Below are 15,343 nucleotides of genomic sequence, written 5' to 3'. Positions count from 1 at the left end.
CCTTCCTCCGCCCTCCCGGCCGTTCCCCTGGACCCTCGCCATCGAGCCCTGTCCCACCCCTGCACCGCGATGCCTCTGGCGTCACTCCCTTCCCCGATTCCCCAGACGACACCGCCGCAAGCGGCGACGTAAGCCCCAAAAGTCCTGATAGGAGCGGGTATGGGGAGGGGCTCGCCGTCGATGTCACGTCACACTCGGAAGTCCGCTATTCTTCTACCTGTCGCCGCCGCAAGCGGAAGACATGGCAGGTTGCCCGAGTGGTCAAAGGGAGCGGTCTGTAAAACCGTCGGCTCAGCCTACGCAGGTTCAAGTCCTGCACCTGCCACCAGCCAAACTGGCAGCTCAGAGGCCCTCCGGGGCCTCTTTTGCGTTTCCGGGCCATGCAGCCGCAGGCAGCCAGAAGCAGCCGCATGTCACCACTCCACCAATATGCGTGCAATGATCTTGAAGGCGTTTTCCCAGGTCGCGCCGGGCTTTCCGGAGGCTCTGCAACGGGCATCGGCCTTTGGATGGCCTGCTGAGACGTGACAGGATGTGCCGCATGCTGACTCGAAGGAACCGTGCCGCGTAGGCCGCCCGGCACTCTGCGTTCAGGGTGCCCTCGATCACCCGCCCCCACCCCGGCCAGGCAGATACCTGGAATCTCTCGTAAAACCCATGCCGCGATACGACGGCTGGAAGCCGAGCGTCTGTGGCTGAACGCCCTGGCCGACGCCTTGGACCAGTACGCAGGGTTTCTCCGGCACTCTGGCCGATACCTCTACCTCCGTCCGGACGGGTTGCCATGTTGCGACCCGGTAGAAGCCCGTGACCTCTTGGAAGAAGCCCTTCACGCCCTGCCTTCGTTCGCTCGATCTGAGCTCTGGCGAATCGTGGAGCCTCTGGACACGAAGTTCCGCGACCGGACCCTGCCTGATCCAGGGGCGGACGGCGGACGCTCGTCGATGTCAGGCGCATGGTGGCGCCATCGGCTGGCCGAGTGGTGATCATGTGACGGCTCCACAGGGTGCAGAACAAGCGAAAGGGCCCCAGCTGGCATGAGAGTCAACCAAGCCAACTCCACCGAACTCGGGATACATCAAAGCCTCCAGCAATCCCGGCGCGGTTCAGTTCGCTAGGATCGGCGGCGGTGGACACCCCAGGGAGAGCGTGATGGCGCCCAGCAGTTTCGAGTACGAGAAACCGTGGTTGGTCGACAATCCCGAACCCAGCGTATGCCCGCATTGCAAAGAAGAGATTCAGCCCGGCGACAATGTCCACTGGTGGCAGGAAACGTTGTGGCATACCAAGCCCTGCCCTAGCTAGAGGCTCAACCGCCCGCGCGACGTCGTCCGGGTAGCCAGCTAAGCCGTGCCAGATGTGTGCCAGAACGGTCGGTCAGTCACGGTCATTGAGGGTCAAGTCTGTCCAGACTCGTGCCCACACTCTGGGCGTTCGTTTCCGCAGGTCAGCGTGCCAAGATCAGTCGATGTTTCCCAAGCTGACAGCGCGGGTTCGCTTCCCATTACCGGCCTTAGCCATAGCATCGGGCTTGGTAGATGGCCGGCACTCGGCCTCATTGAGGTTTGCGGGAGCATCAGCGGGTTATCGCGGCATCGCGTTCAGCACCTCGCGGTGTGGCCACTCATCGGTGATCACCTGGCCCAGCAGTTCATGGGAAGTCTCCACGATGTACGGCACGTGCTCCAGATCTTTCACGACGGCACGTGCAGGAGCAGCCAACAGCTCTGCGCCCCAGGGCTCAACGGCGTTGGCAACGAAGCCGGACAGCTCTAGATCGGCGTACTCCGGTGCTGTCCACACCTCATAGGCGGTCTGCAGGTGTGAGGGATGCACGGCGAGCCAGAGGGCGAAGGTAGCCGAGAACCCGTGCGAGAGCTTGACCGGCAAGAGGCATCGGACGAACGTCCCCACTCCCCCGACCGCCATCATGACGTCGTTGCCCCACCTGCGAGTCTCCAGGTCAGCAGGATCCAGCCTTAGTACAGGATCGGGAAGCCGAAAGCGGACCTGGCGCTCACGCTCATCGAGCGGAGACCCGCATGCACACACCTCTCCGGAGGAAGGGCCGTCTCTTTCCGTCATATCCGAACCCTTCCATAGTTCATCTACGGTCGGTTGCGTCCACGGAGGTGGTGTACGAGTTTTCCCAGGTGGTGGGTGACATGATCTGCCGATGCCAGAAACCAGTGCTTCAGTCGCGTCCTTTTGGGATGCCTTCGCCGCTTCCTTCGATGAGGAAGCCGACCACGGTCTTCGCGATCCCCAGGTCAAGGCCGCGTGGGCGGAGCGCTTGCGCTCATGGATGCCTCCTTCGCCCGCCGATGTCTTGGATCTGGGGTGCGGCACCGGCTCGTTGTCCTTGGTGCTCGCCGAGCAGGGCCACCGGCCGGTCGGGGTGGATCTGGCCCCGCTGATGATCGAGCAGGCCCGGCGCAAACTCGCTGCGGCCGGTTTCGATGCCGCGATGATGGTGGGCGACGCAAGTAACCCGCCCGCAGAGGCAGGGGCGTCCTTCGATGTGATCCTCTCTCGCCATCTGCTGTGGACCCTGCCTGACCCTCAGGAGGCGTTGCGCCGATGGATCGGTCTGCTGCGTCCCGGCGGGCGTTTGGTTCTCATTGAGGGGCGCTGGGCGACAGCCGAACCGAGTGAAGACCAGTCCTATGAGGTCGGATCGGAGTCAATGCCGTGGATGGGCGGGGTCGAGGCGGGACGTCTTCTGGAGGCGCTGCAGCCGTTGGTGAAGACCTCGCGCGTTGAGCCGCTCCCTGATCCCACTCTGTGGGGTCGGACCATTCAAGACGAGAGGTATGCCGTCGTCGCGTTTGCGTAGCCGTCGGCTTCTCATGGTGGACCCTTGGCAGGGTTGGCGGTGCGGCCGATGATCTCAGGGAAGGCCGGCATCTCAAGGTTAATGGTGGAGGCTCGGCGGGATCTCTCGTCGAGCTGGGTCAGCTTGGCGTTGGCGGCAGCCAAGCTGACCCCCAGACCCTCGGCTCCGAGGTACTGCAACGGGTGCTGCAACAGAGGCAAACAACGGCTCACGTCCACACTCGCCCGGCATTGCTCTGAGCCGGGTCGCGAGCCGTTGATCACGGATGGCATGGTCCTGATAAGAAAGCGGTCGCCGAGAGTGGGGCCATGTTATTCGCGTGCCGGTAAGGCCGGGGAACAGTGGGGAATTACGGGGACTGACGGTCGCTCGACCTGTATACCTCCAGGTCAAACGCAGGGTTGGCCGTCTTCATGGCCGGGCAGAAGCTATTTTGGCCCGGGTCGCCGGATCACGTCTGCCGTGGATCAGCAGGCGATAGGCGATCCAGGCAGCCCAGAAGGCGAACGCAAGCAGGCTGATCTCGTTGAGTCCGGTGAGAACCGTGATAAGAGCATCCGATGGGCCGGCGTCGCCCCATACGGTGCCCGTGTAGAGAAGGATGCTCAGAAGGAGCCAGGAACCGGTCATCAGGATGGCTAATGCGGCGATCTTAGAATGACGCCAGGTCATGCAACCGATGACGACGAACCAGACGCCCATGCTGTCAGAGACCATCTCTCTCGGCGACCAGGAGTCCATATAGACAGTCGAGCCATAGAGCTGCAGGCAGACGAGGGCGGCTACCGGCCAAAGTGCTCCTGACGCGAGAACACATCGCTGCCAACGCGCCGGGGGGCGGAGGATGCGCAAGAGCGCAGGAGTGATCAGGATAAGGGAACTGAAGTACGTGATCTCATCGATGTAACCCCAGAAGAACAGCAGGAATCTCGCGTTAACAACTGCCGCTATGGCCGCGCACGCAGCCAGGACGCCAAATACGGTTATCGTTGCGTGCAGTAAAGAACTTCTGGCTGTGATGCCGCTCTCGACGCTAGGTATGTCGGACACGAAGTGATCATGATGGTTGCCTAGTCGGGAGTCAACTCACACAGTCATGCCGTAGTGCGTGCGCGCTGAGTTCATCAAGCATCAAATGAGATCGGACAGATCGACTTCGGGTGATGCTTTCCACCTGGCTTAGATCCCGTAGTTTATACGGCCACTTGCTCGCAGCCGGTTGACCTCCTTCGGTTCTTCGCCCTTGAGGAACACTCGGAACTAGCTCTCCTCCAGGACAACGGTGACGAATTTGCCGTGATGCACCTGGCTGACACAGATCTCAGCAGCGGGCGGGATCGGCAAGGTAATCAAGACCCAATCGGGGAGGGAAAGCCGCGACCGGAGGAGGCGGTGAGTCAGGCCCCGACGGGCGAATGCTCATCCGGGCTTCTGCTACGCCGTTGTAGCCTCTGGCTCTCCAGGGGATGACCATCTAGCGTTCGCCTTTGACTGACCGCCCACACTGCAAACCGGTCTCCTTCGCCGGCCCTATAGACCCGGTGTTCAATGAATGCCTCAAAACCTGCCTGAGCACCAGGCTGTCATGGTGGACGCAACCCACGCGGCCGGATCTCTCCTTGAGCGGCCCTGTGCCGGTGGTATCCAAGACTCTGGTCGTGCGGCGTGCGTCTCACGCGGTCGGCACGTCACTGATCCGTTTGTTGGCGATCTCTTTCTGCCCGTTGAGGCACTTGGCGCAGACCCCCAGTAGGACATCCACCCCATGGCCCACTCGGCCACGTCGGGAGCGGAGGCGCCTGCGTTGAGTCAGGTGAGACCGCCGGGTGCCGTAGGTTACGACCGTCGGGTGAGGGGAGGGGCGACCTGAGCCGGAGTGGGGGCGAGTGCCTGTGCCTCCTGCCGGATCTTGGTGTAGGCCGTCAAGGGGCGGGAGGCGCTACGGCACCAGAGGCGTTCGACGAGTTGCGAGCGGAGAGTGTGCCGCTTCCCCTCTCTACGATCGTCTCCCGGCCGGGCGGGCGGAACAAGGCTGTTTCTTCGGCCTGTGCACTGTCAGGCTGTAACGGTGAACGCTACGGATAGTGAGGTCTGGGATCCCTTCGGCACTTTGCGCAGCGCCCTGTGGATCGGAGGTGGCCAATGGGCCGGCAAGTCCACCGTCGCCAGGCTGCTGGCCACCCGGTACGGGCTGACCGCGTACCACTACGACTATCACGACGCGCGTGCGCACAATGACCGTCGGATCGCACGCCGAGCGCGACTTGGTGAGCCCATCGCAGGCCCCGACCCGGACAGCGTCTGGGTGAACGTCAGCCCTCAGGAGATGGCCGACGAGACCCTGGCCGGCTTTCCCGCGCGGTTCGAGTGGGCCTTGGACGACCTGCGCGGCCTGGTGTCGGGGCGACCCGTCATCGCCGAAGGTTGGGGACTGCGTCCCGAACTGGTCGCCCCCATCATCGACTCACCCCGTCGAATGATCGTGATGGTGCCGAGCGAGGAATTCCGTGCGCGTCAGCTTCGCGAACTGCCCCGTGCCGCCGCCGTCGCTCACGCGGTCAGCGACCCTGATCGAGCACAGCGCAACCGACTCGCCCGAGACCGCCTCGTCGCCGACGAGGCCGCCCGCTCCGCTCGTCGCCTGGGCATACGGGTCCTTGAGGTTGACGGGCTCGATGACGCGGAGGCCGTGGCGGACATCGTGGTCGACCACTTCAGCTCCTATCTGCCGATGCCGGACGTCTGCAGGCATTGACCGCGCTTGTCGTACGTTCTCGCCGCTGAGCGGCGGTGTGGGCCGCTACGGCGGGCGACGGTCGAGTGCGGCGCGTGGGCGGCGCGTGGGCGGTGCGGCGGGCGGGCCGATTCCCGCCGTCGTTCGGGACCGGCGCCCACGCCGTACATCCGGACGGGGGCGGATGGAGGGCCGTGCGGCGGCGCGTCGCGCCGCCGCCTTGATACCCATGAGAACGATTCGGCGGTGATCGCGGTACGACCGTGATGGTCAGCAGCAGCCGGAGTTCGCGCTGACGGCGACCGGTTGGGCCTGCCTGGCGGCCTCGTCGGTGCCCTGGTCGGCGTCCTGGTCGGTCGCCTGGCCGCAGGCGCAGGGCGCCTGCCGGTCCTCGGGGGTGGCGGACTTGCCGAGGGTGTCGGCATCGGCCTTGACGACATAGACCTCCCAGGGCTCGGCGCCGGGGCCGTGGACCCAGACCTTGTCCTGCAGGGCGTAGCAGCACGAGGTGTCGTTCTCCTCGAAGGTGGCCAGTCCGGCGTCCTTGAGCCGCTGGGTCGCCGCGGTGACGTGGCCGGTGTCTTCGACCTCGACCCCGAGGTGATCCAAGCGGGTGTCCTGGCCTTCCTCGCCTTCGATCAGGACCAGCTTCAGCGGGGGCTCGGCGATGGCGAAGTTGGCGTAGCCGGGGCGGAGCTTGGCCGGTTCGACGCCGAACAGCTTGGAGTAGAAGGCGATCGAGCCTTCCAGGTCGGCGACACGTAGGGCGAGCTGGACTCGGGACATGGTGGTCTCCCATTCCGAACATCGTTGTATCGATGGATGTCGATACAGGGGAGATTGTCACCTGAATAGATGTCTGTCAACATAGACGCATGTCGAAACAGGTGTTGCCGGTCCTCCAGCTCGATCAGGCGTGCTGCGCGCCGATGACCCGCGAACCCTTGGGCGAAGCGGACGCGGCCGAGCTGGCGCGGATGTTCAAGGCGCTGTCTGATCCGGTCCGGCTGCGGCTGCTGTCGCTGATCGCCTCCCACGAGGGCGGCGAGGCGTGCGTGTGTGACCTGGTCGGCCCGTTCGACGTGTCCCAGCCGACGATTTCCCACCATCTGAAGGTGCTGCGGGAAGCTGGGTTGGTCGGCTCGGAGCGGCGCGGTACCTGGGTGTACTACTGGGTGCAGCCCGTCGCGTTGAACCGCCTGTCGGCCCTGCTCCAAGCCCCTGTCACGACGCGAGAAGCTTCTGTCACGGCGCGAGAAGCCCCTGTCGTGACGCGAGCCGGCGCGTGAGCGCTGCCGTTGTCCCGCTGGGACGACGCGTGGTCGCCGAGGCGCTCGGCACCGCGGCGCTGGTCACCGTGGTGGTCGGCTCCGGTGTCCAGGCCGCGCGGCTCACCGGGGACGGCGCGGTTGCGCTCGGCGCCAACTCCCTGGCCACCGTCTTCGGGCTGGGCGTGCTGATCGCCCTGCTCGGCCCGGTCTCCGGCGCGCACTTCAACCCGGTGGTCTCCCTCGCCGCCTGGTGGAACGGGCGCCGTGACGGCCGGGGGTTGACCGTGCGAGAAGTCGCCGCCTACACCCTCGCCCAGATCGGCGGAGCGATCGGCGGGGCGGTGCTGGCCAACGCCATGTTCGCCCGGCCGCTGGTGCGCTGGTCGGTCCAGGAACGTTTCGCGGGCCATCTCTGGCTGGCCGAGGCGGTGGCGACCGCCGGACTGATCGTGCTGATCTTCGGTCTCGCCCGTACCGGCCGCGCTCACCTTGCCTCGGTCGCGGTGGCCTCCTACATCGGGGCGGCCTACTGGTTCACCTCCTCCACCGGCTTCGCCAACCCGGCGGTGACCATCGGCCGGGCCTTCACCGACACCTACGCGGGCATCGCCCCGGCTTCGGCCGGGCCGTTCGTCGCCGCCCAGCTCGTGGGCGCCCTCGGTGGTCTGGGCCTGGTCGCGATCGTGTTCGGCCCACCCGCTGCCGGCGTCGTACCTGTGCCCTCTCGCGATTCCCGCGATTCCGGTGATGAGGGCGCTCTCACCGCGCCGGCCGTCTTCGTCGAGCGAGGAAGTTCCCGCCCATGAGTCCCATGAGTACTGCCGTCCCGTCCGTGCTGTTCGTCTGCGTCCACAACGCGGGCCGCTCCCAGATGGCCGCCGCGTTCCTCACCCACCTGACGCGAGGACATGTGCAGGTCCGTTCCGCCGGGTCCACCCCTGCCGACGCGGTGAACACGGCCGTGGTGGAGGCGATGAAAGAGTCCGGCATCGACATCTCCGCCGAGATCCCCAAGGTGCTCACCACCGAGGCGGTCCAGTCCTCCGACGTGGTCATCACCATGGGCTGCGGCGACACCTGCCCGATCTTCCCCGGCAAGCGCTACCTGGACTGGCAACTGGACGATCCCGCCGGGCAGGGCCTCGCCGCCGTCCGCCCGATCCGCGACGAGATCGAGACCCGTGTTCGTGCCCTGATCGCTGAACTGCTCCCTCCCGCAGGGCAGGGATGACCGTCACCATCGGGCCGTCCGTCGCGGCCATGGGGTCCACCGCGTGAACCAGCCGTCACGTTGACCTTCACCACCGGCGTGGGCGACCTCGGCGCGGGTCAGGTCCTGCCCCTCCGACGGCCCTGGCGTCGGCAGGGGCAGGACCTGACCCTGCAGAGGGCCCCGGCCTCGCTTCCGTGAGGTCTTTCACGGCGCCCGGACGATTCCATGACGCCCGGACGATTCGGCGAAGGTCGGCTGTTCGGCGAAAGTCGGCTACTCGGCCACGTGGCCGTACAGCCACTTCTCGGCTGTACGGCCACGTTCGACGTCGTTCAGGCGTGAAGACGTCGTTCAAGCGTGAGGAAGTCGTTCAGGCGTGAGGAGGTCGTTCAAGCACGACGACGTCGCTCAAGCGTGGACAACGGGTGGTGACAGGTCAGGGGCGGCCCAGGGCCCGGTACTCCCAGCCCGCCGCGCGCCAGGTGTCCGCGTCGAGCGCGTGCCGGCCGTCCACGATCCGGGTGTGCTTGACCACCTTCGCCAGCGCCGAGGGCTCGATCTCGCGGAACTCGGCCCACTCGGTGAGCAGGACCACCACGTCCGCGTCCTGCGCCACGTCCAGCGCGCTCGTGCCGTACCTGAGCTCCGGATAGGTGCGGCGCGCGTTGTCCAGCGCGGCCGGGTCGTACACCCGGACGTTGGCGCCCAGCCCGTGCATGGTCCGGGCCACGTCCAGGGCCGGGGCGTCCCTGATGTCGTCGGAGTTGGGCTTGAAGGCCGCGCCCAGGCAGGCGACCCTCTTGCCGTCGAGCCGGCCGTCGAGCAGTTCCCTGACCAGGTCGATGGTCCGGGAACGGCGGCGCCGGTTGATCGCGTCGACCTCGCGGAGGAAGGACACGGCCTGGCCGACGCCGATCTCCTCAGCCCGGTGCGCGAAGGCGCGGATGTCCTTGGGCAGGCAGCCGCCGCCGAAGCCCAGGCCGGGCTGGAGGAACCGGCCGCCGATCCGGTCGTCGTAGGCGAGGGCCTTGGCCAGATCGCGGACGTCGGCGCCGGTGGCCTCGCAGACCTCGGCCATCGCGTTGATGTAGGAGATCTTGGTGGCGAGGAACGAGTTGGCGGCCACCTTGACCAGCTCCGCGGTGGCGAGGTCGGTGACCACCACCGGGGTACCGAGGTCGAGGATCGGCTGGAACGCCGCGGAGAGCCGCTCGCGCGCCCACTCCGAGGTGACGCCGAACACGAGCCGGTCGGGCTTGAGCGTGTCGTCGACCGCGAAGCCCTCCCGCAGGAACTCCGGGTTCCAGGCCAGCTCCACCTCCTCTCCCGCCGGGGCCAGCTCGCGCAGCAGGCCGGCGAGGCGGGCGGCGGTGTTCACCGGGACGGTCGACTTGCCGACCACCAGGCAGCGCCGGGTGAGGTGGGGGGCCAGGTTACTGATGGCGGCGTCGACGTAGGTCAGGTCGCAGGCGTCCGAGCCCGGCTGCTGAGGGGTGCCGACGCAGACGAAGTGGACGTCGCCGTGCTCGGCGGCCTCCGCGTAGGAGGTGGTGAACCGGAGCCGGCCCGACTCCAGGGCCTTGCTCAGCAGCTCGGGCAGGCCGGGCTCGAAGAACGGCACCTCCCCGGCCTGCAGTTTTTCGATCTTCTTGCTGTCCACGTCGAGACCGACCACGTCGTACCCCAGCGACGCCATGCAAACCGCGTGCGTCGCCCCGAGGTAACCGGTTCCGATCACCGTCAGTCGTGGGAGTTCGGCTGCGCCCATCTCCGTCTTTCCCATCTTCTCGTCCTCGGGCCTGTGATTAGGAACAGTTGCCGGTCTTGGAAAGCGGGCCGCCGGTGACCTTGTTGTCACAGGCGATCTTGTTTCCGCCGGCCGTGTCGTTGATGCCGATACCGCCTGAACTACCAAGATCGATGATGTTGGCCCGGAACACGTTGCCGGTGCCCCAGCCGTCCACGATCTTGTGGGTCTGGAAGCCGTCCTCGTTGGTGCCGCTACCGGTGTTGCCCTGGATGAGGTAGCCGTTGCCCTTGACGTCGACCCAGGAGTCGTTGTGCTTGGAGCCGCCGAGGCTGGAACCGTCGAAGACGTTGCCGAGGATGTGACCGTCGGAGGTGCCCTCCTTGATGTCGATCGCCTCGGCGGTGGCCCGGATGACGTTGCCGCGTACGGTGTTGCGGTCGCTGCGGTCCATCTGCCCGCCGGAGAAGGCCGCCCAGTTGCTCTCGGCGGTGCCGAGGTAGACGCCCTCCCCGAACTTCTCCCGGCGCAGGCCGGTCGCGTAGATCATGCAGTACTGGACGATGTTGTCCGTGCTGAAGTTGCGCAGGTGGATCGCCTCGTCCCCGATGTGGTGGACGGTCAGCTGCTGGATGATCGTGTTGGTGGTGCGGTCGGCCATCACCCCCTTCTGGCTGTTGCGGACGGTGAAGCCGACCAGCCGCACGTGGCTGACCTCGTTGAGGTGGAGGGCGTAGCCCTTCTTCACCCCGCCACCGTCGATGATCGCCTCGGGCGGGCCGCAGATGAAGATCGGTTCGTTCTCCGTCCCCGAGACCGCCGCCACGAACCGGCCGTTGTAGACACCGGGCTCCAGCTTGATCACCGCGCCCGGCTCGGCCGCCTCCAGGGCCTCGGCGAACCCGGCGGCGTCCTCGACGGTCACCGTGGCCTCGGGGCAGGCGATCCTCCCCTTACCGAGGGGGACGGCGATGTCGGGCGGTTCCTGCGACGCGACGAACTCCTCCACGTCCTCCTCTTTCTCCACCCGCGTGGTGTCGTCCTCCGGCTCCGACGACTGTTCCGGCGATTCCAGTGACTCCGACGACTGCGAGGCCGGCGCGTCCGCGCTCTTCGGCCGGATGTCCTCGATCGGGGTGGCGGAGTCCTCCCCGCCGCCGAAGAGGCCGCGCAGCAGCACCACGACGATCACCGTGATGACCGCCCCGACCAGCATCCCCACCAGGGTTTTCCTGTCGATGTCGATGGTCAGGCGCATCGCTCAGCTCCTCTCCGCTGGTGGCCGGGCGGTGGCGGGCTCCAGGAGCCTGGCCGGTCGCTCTTCCAGCAGTGTCTGCTTCTCGTAGGGATGAACGAAGCGGTGACCGACCCGCGGGCCGTCGCCGCGCAGCGCCCGGAGCGCCGAGAGCACGATCAGGGAGATCACACCCAGCCAGATCAGGTTCATCGGCTTGGCGATCCGCTTGACCGTCGTCCAGAAGCCGGCGGTGTCCTGCCAGCCGCCGGTGTTGTTCTGCGTGACGGTCGTGGTGCCCTTCGCCCGGCTCGTGTCGAGCGCGCTGCGGCCGGCGCCGCCCAGGGTGTTTCCGGTGATCTTGGTTCCCTGGGCCGTGCCGAGCAGTGAGATCGCGTGCAGTGACGCGGACTCGACGGTGTTGGCGGAGACGGCGGCCTCGGAGTTGCGGAGGTAGATCGCGGTCTGGGTGTCCCGGACGATGTTGCCGCTGATCCGGGCCCCCCGCACCCCGTCGCGGAGCGTGATCCCCTGGCTGCGCTGGCCGCTGAGACGGTTGCCGGAGAGCCGGACCCCGGTGGCGTCCTGGCTCACCACGATGCCCATCTCCCCGCCGATCACCTCGGTGGTCTGTACGACGAGCTTGTCGCCGCCCTGGATCTCCACGCCGTAGCGGCCGTTGTCCCGCGCCGTGCTGCTGGTCACCGAGCTGCCGCCGAAGCTGCGCAGCGACTCCCCGGACGCCGACGGCCCCCGGGCCAGCGGCAGGCCGCTGATGGTGAAGCCGTTGCCCTCGTTGCGCGTGGCCTCGGAACCGGTGATCGTGACGTTCTGCGTGCCCCTGGACAGGACGAAACCGTCACCCCTGCTGCCGGTCACGGTGGTGTTCTCGATGGAGGCGTTGCGCGCGAACCGGTGCAGCAACACCCCGTGGACCAGGCTCCCGGTGACCGAGACGTCGATGATCCGGGTCTCGTTGGAGGCCGTGATGAAGATCCCGTACGCGTTGCCGGTGATCTTGGTGTTGGTGATGTCGCCGGTGACCAGGTTCGCCTCGGGCAGCCGGTAGGCGACCCTGCCCCGGCCCGCCCCGTTGGTGATCTCGATCTCGTTGTTGGCGCCCCTGCTCGGCACGAGGAGGCCGTTGGGCAGGAGCGCCCGCTGCCGGGAGCCGGTCGGCTCCGGCTTCGGCTTCGAGGTGGGCGACGACTGCGGGACCGCGGTGGCGGTGGTGGTGGTGGCGGTGGTCACCAGGTCGGCGGTCCGGATCGGCCGGTCGCTGCCGGTCAGCGCCAGCCCGCCGGTCGGGCCGCTCCAGAATCCGAGGTGCTCCACCAGCGCGTGGCTCATCGTGAGTTCCCCGCCGACCACGCGCAGGTAGGCGCGCCCGTCGGAGACCTTGGTGTCGGCCGTCCTCGCGTGCGCGTCCCAGCTCGTTATCCGCACCGGGTTCCGTGCCGAGCCGTTGATCCGGACGTTCGCGCCGAAGCTCACGATCGAGACGAAGGCACCGGGGTCGCTGCGCATCCGGATCACCAGCGGGCCGGTCGCGTTCTGGAGCACCAGTTTGGCCCCCGGGCCGGCGAACACGTTGATGCCGAGCACGTAGGAGCCGTCCGACTGCTTCTGGAAGTACTCCTGGCCGAGGCGTTCCAGGTCGGCGACCCGGTACGGATCGCGGCGCTGCGGCAGCACGAGCGTCTGGCCGTTGGCCGAGCTGGAGATGTGCGGCACGCGGGATCGCGCGGCGGCGGGCCCGCCCCGTGCCATCGCGGAGGACAGCGTCGCGCGGGTCTGCATGATCCGCAGGTCTTCCTGGTCGACCAGGTTCGACTGCTGCTGGGCCTCCGCCGCGGATACGTCGTTGACGGCCGGGATCGGGGCGGGGCGATCGAGGTAGGAGAGGTACGCCCAGGTGCCGGTCGCGGACAGGCCCAGGACCAGGACCATGAGGAGGGTGCGGCCTCTTCGCCTGCGCGGGCGGCTCATCCTCTTCCTCCCACGGGGGTCGCGTCGGCGTGCGGAGACGCCGGCCGGCGTCGCGAAGGAGGTCCGGCGGGGGGCGCGAAGGGGTCCGTCGCGAAGGGGTCCGGCGCGGGCGGGGCGGCGTGGCGCAGCAGCTGGAACCGCCCCTCGGCGAGCAGCCGCTGCTGCTCGTAGGGGTTGCGGATCTCAGTGAGGCGTCGCCGCCGTTCGAGGACGCCGCGGGACCGGATCGCCGACACGACCACCAGGAGGATGACTCCGGCCCAGATCACGTTCATGGGCTTGACGAAGCGCTTGGCCTTGACCCAGAACGACGACGTGTCGTTCCACTGCTCCTCGTCGTTGTTGTGCTTGTTCACCGTGTCGGCGGCCCGCGCGACGCTGATCGCGCTCGTCCCCGAACCGATGACGGTGTTGCGGGTGATCTCGGAGCCCGTGGCGTCGCCGACCACGGTGATCCCGTGGGCCTTGGGATTCGACAGGGTTGTGATCTTGTTTCCGACGACCATGCCCGCGGAGTTGCGCAGGTAGATCCCGGTGACGGTCCCGGTGATCGTGTTGCCCGCGACATGGGCGCCGGTCGCCCCGTCGCGCAGCGCGATCGCCTGGCGGCGCTGGTCCATCAGCTTGTTGCCGGAGATCTGGACCCCGCTGGCGCCCTCGCGCACCACGATGCCCATGTCACCGCCGATGATCTCGCTGGTCTGCACGGCCAGCCGGCTGCCGCCGAGCACCTCGACGCCGTACCTTCCGTTGTCGCGGGCGGTGCTGTTGCTGACCGAGCTGTCGCCGTAGACGGCGAGCGACTCGCCGCTCGCGGACGGGCCGCTCGCGAGCGCCCGCCCGTTGAGCGTGAAGCCGTTGCGCTTGTTCCGCGCGGCCAGGCAGTCGACGACCTTCACCTTCTCGGTCGCCCGTGACAGCACGAAACCGTCGCCGCCGCTGCCGGTCACCTCGGTCGCCTCGATCGTCGCGTTCTTGGCGAACCGGTGCATGAACACGCCGTGCACCAGGCTGTTTCTGATCTTGTTGTTGATGATCTGCGTCTGGTTCGAGCCGGAGACGAAGATCCCGTAGGCGTCGCCGGTGATGACGCTGTTCTTGATCGATCCGGACACCAGCTCGTCGGCGAGCACGTGTGAGGCGGTGCCGGGGCCGATCGGGATGGTCTCCACGTCGCCGAAGTTGCTCCCGCCCCGCTGGCCCTTCTTGGTGTTCGCCAGCCGCTCCTGCTTGTCCTGATGGCGCTGGTCCTTCGTCCGGTGCCGGTAGACGCTGGCCGGCCGCTCGGTGCCGGTGAGCGCGATGCCCCCGGTGCGGCCGCTCCAGAATCCCAGGTGGGAGACCTGCGTGTGGGTCATCTCGAACTCACCGCCGACCGCCCGGATGTAGGCGCGGCCGTCGGTCGTGACCAGGTCCGGCTTCTGGGTGCGTACGTCCCAGCTGGTGATCCGCACCGGCCTCTTGGCGGTGCCCTTGATCTCGATGTCGCCGCCGAACGCGATGATCGAGCTGAACGAACCGGGCAGGCTGCCCATCCGCAGCGTCAGCGGGCCGCGCAACTGCAGGCGCGCCCCGTCGGCCACGAAGACCTGGACGCCGAGCAGGTAGGAGCCGTCCTTCAGTCGCCGCAGGTACCGGCCCTTCTCGACGGCCGCGAGGTCCTTGAGGGTGTACGGGGCCTCGGTGTTGCGCGCGGGCAGCACCAGCGTCCGGCCGTGCCCCGACACGAAGACCTGGGGCTGCTTGCGCTGGGCGGCCGCGATGCCGCCGGTCTGCAACATCGCCGTGAGCGCGGCACGGGTCTGGATGATCCGCTGGTCCTCGACGTCCACCAGGATCGCCTGCGCCTCGGCGTCGCCCGCCGTGAGGGTGCCGGCCTCCAGGATCGCGTCGTCCGCCATGATCGCGTCTTCGACCAGGGCCGGGGATTCCTCCGTGGTCGGGTCGGCTGTCGGAGTCGGGCCGGTGGTCGGCTGCGAACCGCCTCTCGTGACCGGCTTCGCCGTCTGGCTCGCGCGGGCCGTCGGAGTCGGTCTGACGGTCGGGGTCGGATCGGGCTTCGGAGGGCGAGTGTTCTTCGGGGGAGACTCCTCCTCGGTGGAGGGCTCCTCCTCCTCTTCCTGGGGCTTCGGGGTGTTCAGGAACGGGTTGTCGTCCGGAGTCGCGCTGCCCGTCGGAGACGGGTTGGGATTCGAGACCACTTCGGAGTCACCCGGCTTGGGGGACGAGAGCGCGGCCGCCGGTCCGGCCGCCGGTCCGGCCGCCAGCCCGAGCGCCAGCACGGCGGCGCCCAGCAGGACGGGAGCGGAGCGCGCCATC

At 67.5% G+C, this 15,343-nt stretch carries 13 protein-coding genes and 1 tRNA gene; 6 read left to right on the top strand and 8 right to left on the bottom strand.

What is annotated here, in order from left to right; translation table 11 throughout:
• Window positions 1-243: 243 nt before the first annotated feature.
• A tRNA-Tyr gene (locus ACFFRH_RS04565) sits at window positions 244-328 on the top strand.
• A 1,256-nt stretch (window positions 329-1,584) separates the two neighbouring features.
• Here ACFFRH_RS04565 and ACFFRH_RS04560 read toward each other — a convergent pair.
• The gene (locus ACFFRH_RS04560) at window positions 1,585-1,890 is read right to left on the bottom strand and encodes a hypothetical protein (protein WP_344742897.1); all 306 of its coding nucleotides are present in this window, start codon (window positions 1,888-1,890) and stop codon (window positions 1,585-1,587) included.
• 286 nt (window positions 1,891-2,176) lie between these two features.
• Here ACFFRH_RS04560 and ACFFRH_RS04555 point away from each other — a divergent pair, with 286 nt between their 5' ends.
• Window positions 2,177-2,836 (top strand): class I SAM-dependent methyltransferase, encoded by a 660-nt coding sequence (locus tag ACFFRH_RS04555; protein WP_344742895.1) that lies wholly within the window; start codon window positions 2,177-2,179, stop codon window positions 2,834-2,836.
• 11 nt (window positions 2,837-2,847) lie between these two features.
• On the opposite strand, the gene ACFFRH_RS04550 is transcribed toward ACFFRH_RS04555, so the two are convergent.
• Window positions 2,848-3,099, bottom strand: a complete 252-nt coding sequence (locus ACFFRH_RS04550) for a hypothetical protein (RefSeq protein ID WP_386154427.1) — start codon at window positions 3,097-3,099, stop codon at window positions 2,848-2,850.
• Between the two features lie 148 nt (window positions 3,100-3,247).
• Window positions 3,248-3,886, bottom strand: a complete 639-nt coding sequence (locus ACFFRH_RS04545) for a hypothetical protein (protein WP_344742894.1) — start codon at window positions 3,884-3,886, stop codon at window positions 3,248-3,250.
• A 1,018-nt stretch (window positions 3,887-4,904) separates the two neighbouring features.
• Between ACFFRH_RS04545 and ACFFRH_RS04540 the strand changes: the two genes are divergently transcribed.
• Window positions 4,905-5,591 carry a hypothetical protein gene (locus ACFFRH_RS04540; protein ID WP_344742892.1) on the top strand — a complete coding sequence of 229 codons (687 nt, stop codon included), beginning with the start codon at window positions 4,905-4,907 and terminating at the stop codon, window positions 5,589-5,591.
• A 249-nt stretch (window positions 5,592-5,840) separates the two neighbouring features.
• Here ACFFRH_RS04540 and ACFFRH_RS04535 read toward each other — a convergent pair whose 3' ends face one another.
• A complete protein-coding gene (locus ACFFRH_RS04535; protein WP_344742890.1) occupies window positions 5,841-6,356 on the bottom strand; it encodes an ArsI/CadI family heavy metal resistance metalloenzyme in 516 nt (171 codons plus the stop codon).
• Window positions 6,357-6,445: 89 nt separating this feature from the next.
• Between ACFFRH_RS04535 and ACFFRH_RS04530 the strand changes: the two genes are divergently transcribed.
• The 3 genes from ACFFRH_RS04530 to ACFFRH_RS04520 are packed head-to-tail and all read left to right on the top strand — an operon-like array spanning window position 6,446 to window position 8,072.
• Window positions 6,446-6,859 (top strand): ArsR/SmtB family transcription factor, encoded by a 414-nt coding sequence (locus tag ACFFRH_RS04530; protein WP_344742889.1) that lies wholly within the window; start codon window positions 6,446-6,448, stop codon window positions 6,857-6,859.
• A complete protein-coding gene (locus ACFFRH_RS04525; protein WP_344742888.1) occupies window positions 6,856-7,647 on the top strand; it encodes an aquaporin in 792 nt (263 codons plus the stop codon). The genes ACFFRH_RS04530 and ACFFRH_RS04525 overlap by 4 nt, the downstream gene beginning before the upstream one ends.
• A 5-nt stretch (window positions 7,648-7,652) precedes the next feature.
• On the top strand, window positions 7,653-8,072 hold the full coding sequence (locus ACFFRH_RS04520) for an arsenate reductase ArsC (RefSeq protein WP_386154421.1): 420 nt from the start codon (window positions 7,653-7,655) through the stop codon (window positions 8,070-8,072).
• A gap of 418 nt (window positions 8,073-8,490) precedes the next feature.
• On the opposite strand, the gene ACFFRH_RS04515 is transcribed toward ACFFRH_RS04520, so the two are convergent.
• The 4 genes from ACFFRH_RS04515 to ACFFRH_RS04500 are packed head-to-tail and all read right to left on the bottom strand — an operon-like array spanning window position 8,491 to window position 15,342.
• Window positions 8,491-9,822 (bottom strand): UDP-glucose dehydrogenase family protein, encoded by a 1,332-nt coding sequence (locus ACFFRH_RS04515; RefSeq protein ID WP_386155041.1) that lies wholly within the window; start codon window positions 9,820-9,822, stop codon window positions 8,491-8,493.
• A gap of 37 nt (window positions 9,823-9,859) precedes the next feature.
• Window positions 9,860-11,059, bottom strand: a complete 1,200-nt coding sequence (locus tag ACFFRH_RS04510; RefSeq protein ID WP_344742798.1) for a right-handed parallel beta-helix repeat-containing protein — start codon at window positions 11,057-11,059, stop codon at window positions 9,860-9,862.
• A gap of 3 nt (window positions 11,060-11,062) precedes the next feature.
• On the bottom strand, window positions 11,063-13,024 hold the full coding sequence (locus ACFFRH_RS04505; RefSeq protein WP_386154418.1) for a right-handed parallel beta-helix repeat-containing protein: 1,962 nt from the start codon (window positions 13,022-13,024) through the stop codon (window positions 11,063-11,065).
• Window positions 13,021-15,342, bottom strand: a complete 2,322-nt coding sequence (locus ACFFRH_RS04500; protein ID WP_386154415.1) for a right-handed parallel beta-helix repeat-containing protein — start codon at window positions 15,340-15,342, stop codon at window positions 13,021-13,023. Before ACFFRH_RS04500 ends, ACFFRH_RS04505 begins: the two co-directional genes overlap by 4 nt.
• Between the last annotated feature and the right edge of the window lies 1 nt (window position 15,343).

The organism is Streptosporangium vulgare (genome assembly GCF_042428775.1).
Classification (GTDB): Bacteria; Actinomycetota; Actinomycetes; order Streptosporangiales; family Streptosporangiaceae; genus Streptosporangium; species Streptosporangium vulgare.
Note: the sequence above shows the minus strand (reverse complement) of the source record. Positions and strands in the feature narration are given on the sequence as shown.

Excerpts from the sequence above, each read along its gene's own strand:
- ACFFRH_RS04530 (WP_344742889.1), top strand. The coding sequence starts at position 6,446 with ATGTCGAAACAGGTGTTGCCGGTCCTCCAGCTCGATCAGGCGTGCTGC.
- ACFFRH_RS04515 (WP_386155041.1), bottom strand. The coding sequence starts at position 9,822 with ATGGGCGCAGCCGAACTCCCACGACTGACGGTGATCGGAACCGGTTAC.
- ACFFRH_RS04500 (WP_386154415.1), bottom strand. The coding sequence starts at position 15,342 with ATGGCGCGCTCCGCTCCCGTCCTGCTGGGCGCCGCCGTGCTGGCGCTC.
- ACFFRH_RS04520 (WP_386154421.1), top strand. The coding sequence starts at position 7,653 with ATGAGTACTGCCGTCCCGTCCGTGCTGTTCGTCTGCGTCCACAACGCG.
- ACFFRH_RS04555 (WP_344742895.1), top strand. The coding sequence starts at position 2,177 with ATGCCAGAAACCAGTGCTTCAGTCGCGTCCTTTTGGGATGCCTTCGCC.
- ACFFRH_RS04510 (WP_344742798.1), bottom strand. The coding sequence starts at position 11,059 with ATGCGCCTGACCATCGACATCGACAGGAAAACCCTGGTGGGGATGCTG.
- ACFFRH_RS04505 (WP_386154418.1), bottom strand. The coding sequence starts at position 13,024 with ATGAGCCGCCCGCGCAGGCGAAGAGGCCGCACCCTCCTCATGGTCCTG.
- ACFFRH_RS04535 (WP_344742890.1), bottom strand. The coding sequence starts at position 6,356 with ATGTCCCGAGTCCAGCTCGCCCTACGTGTCGCCGACCTGGAAGGCTCG.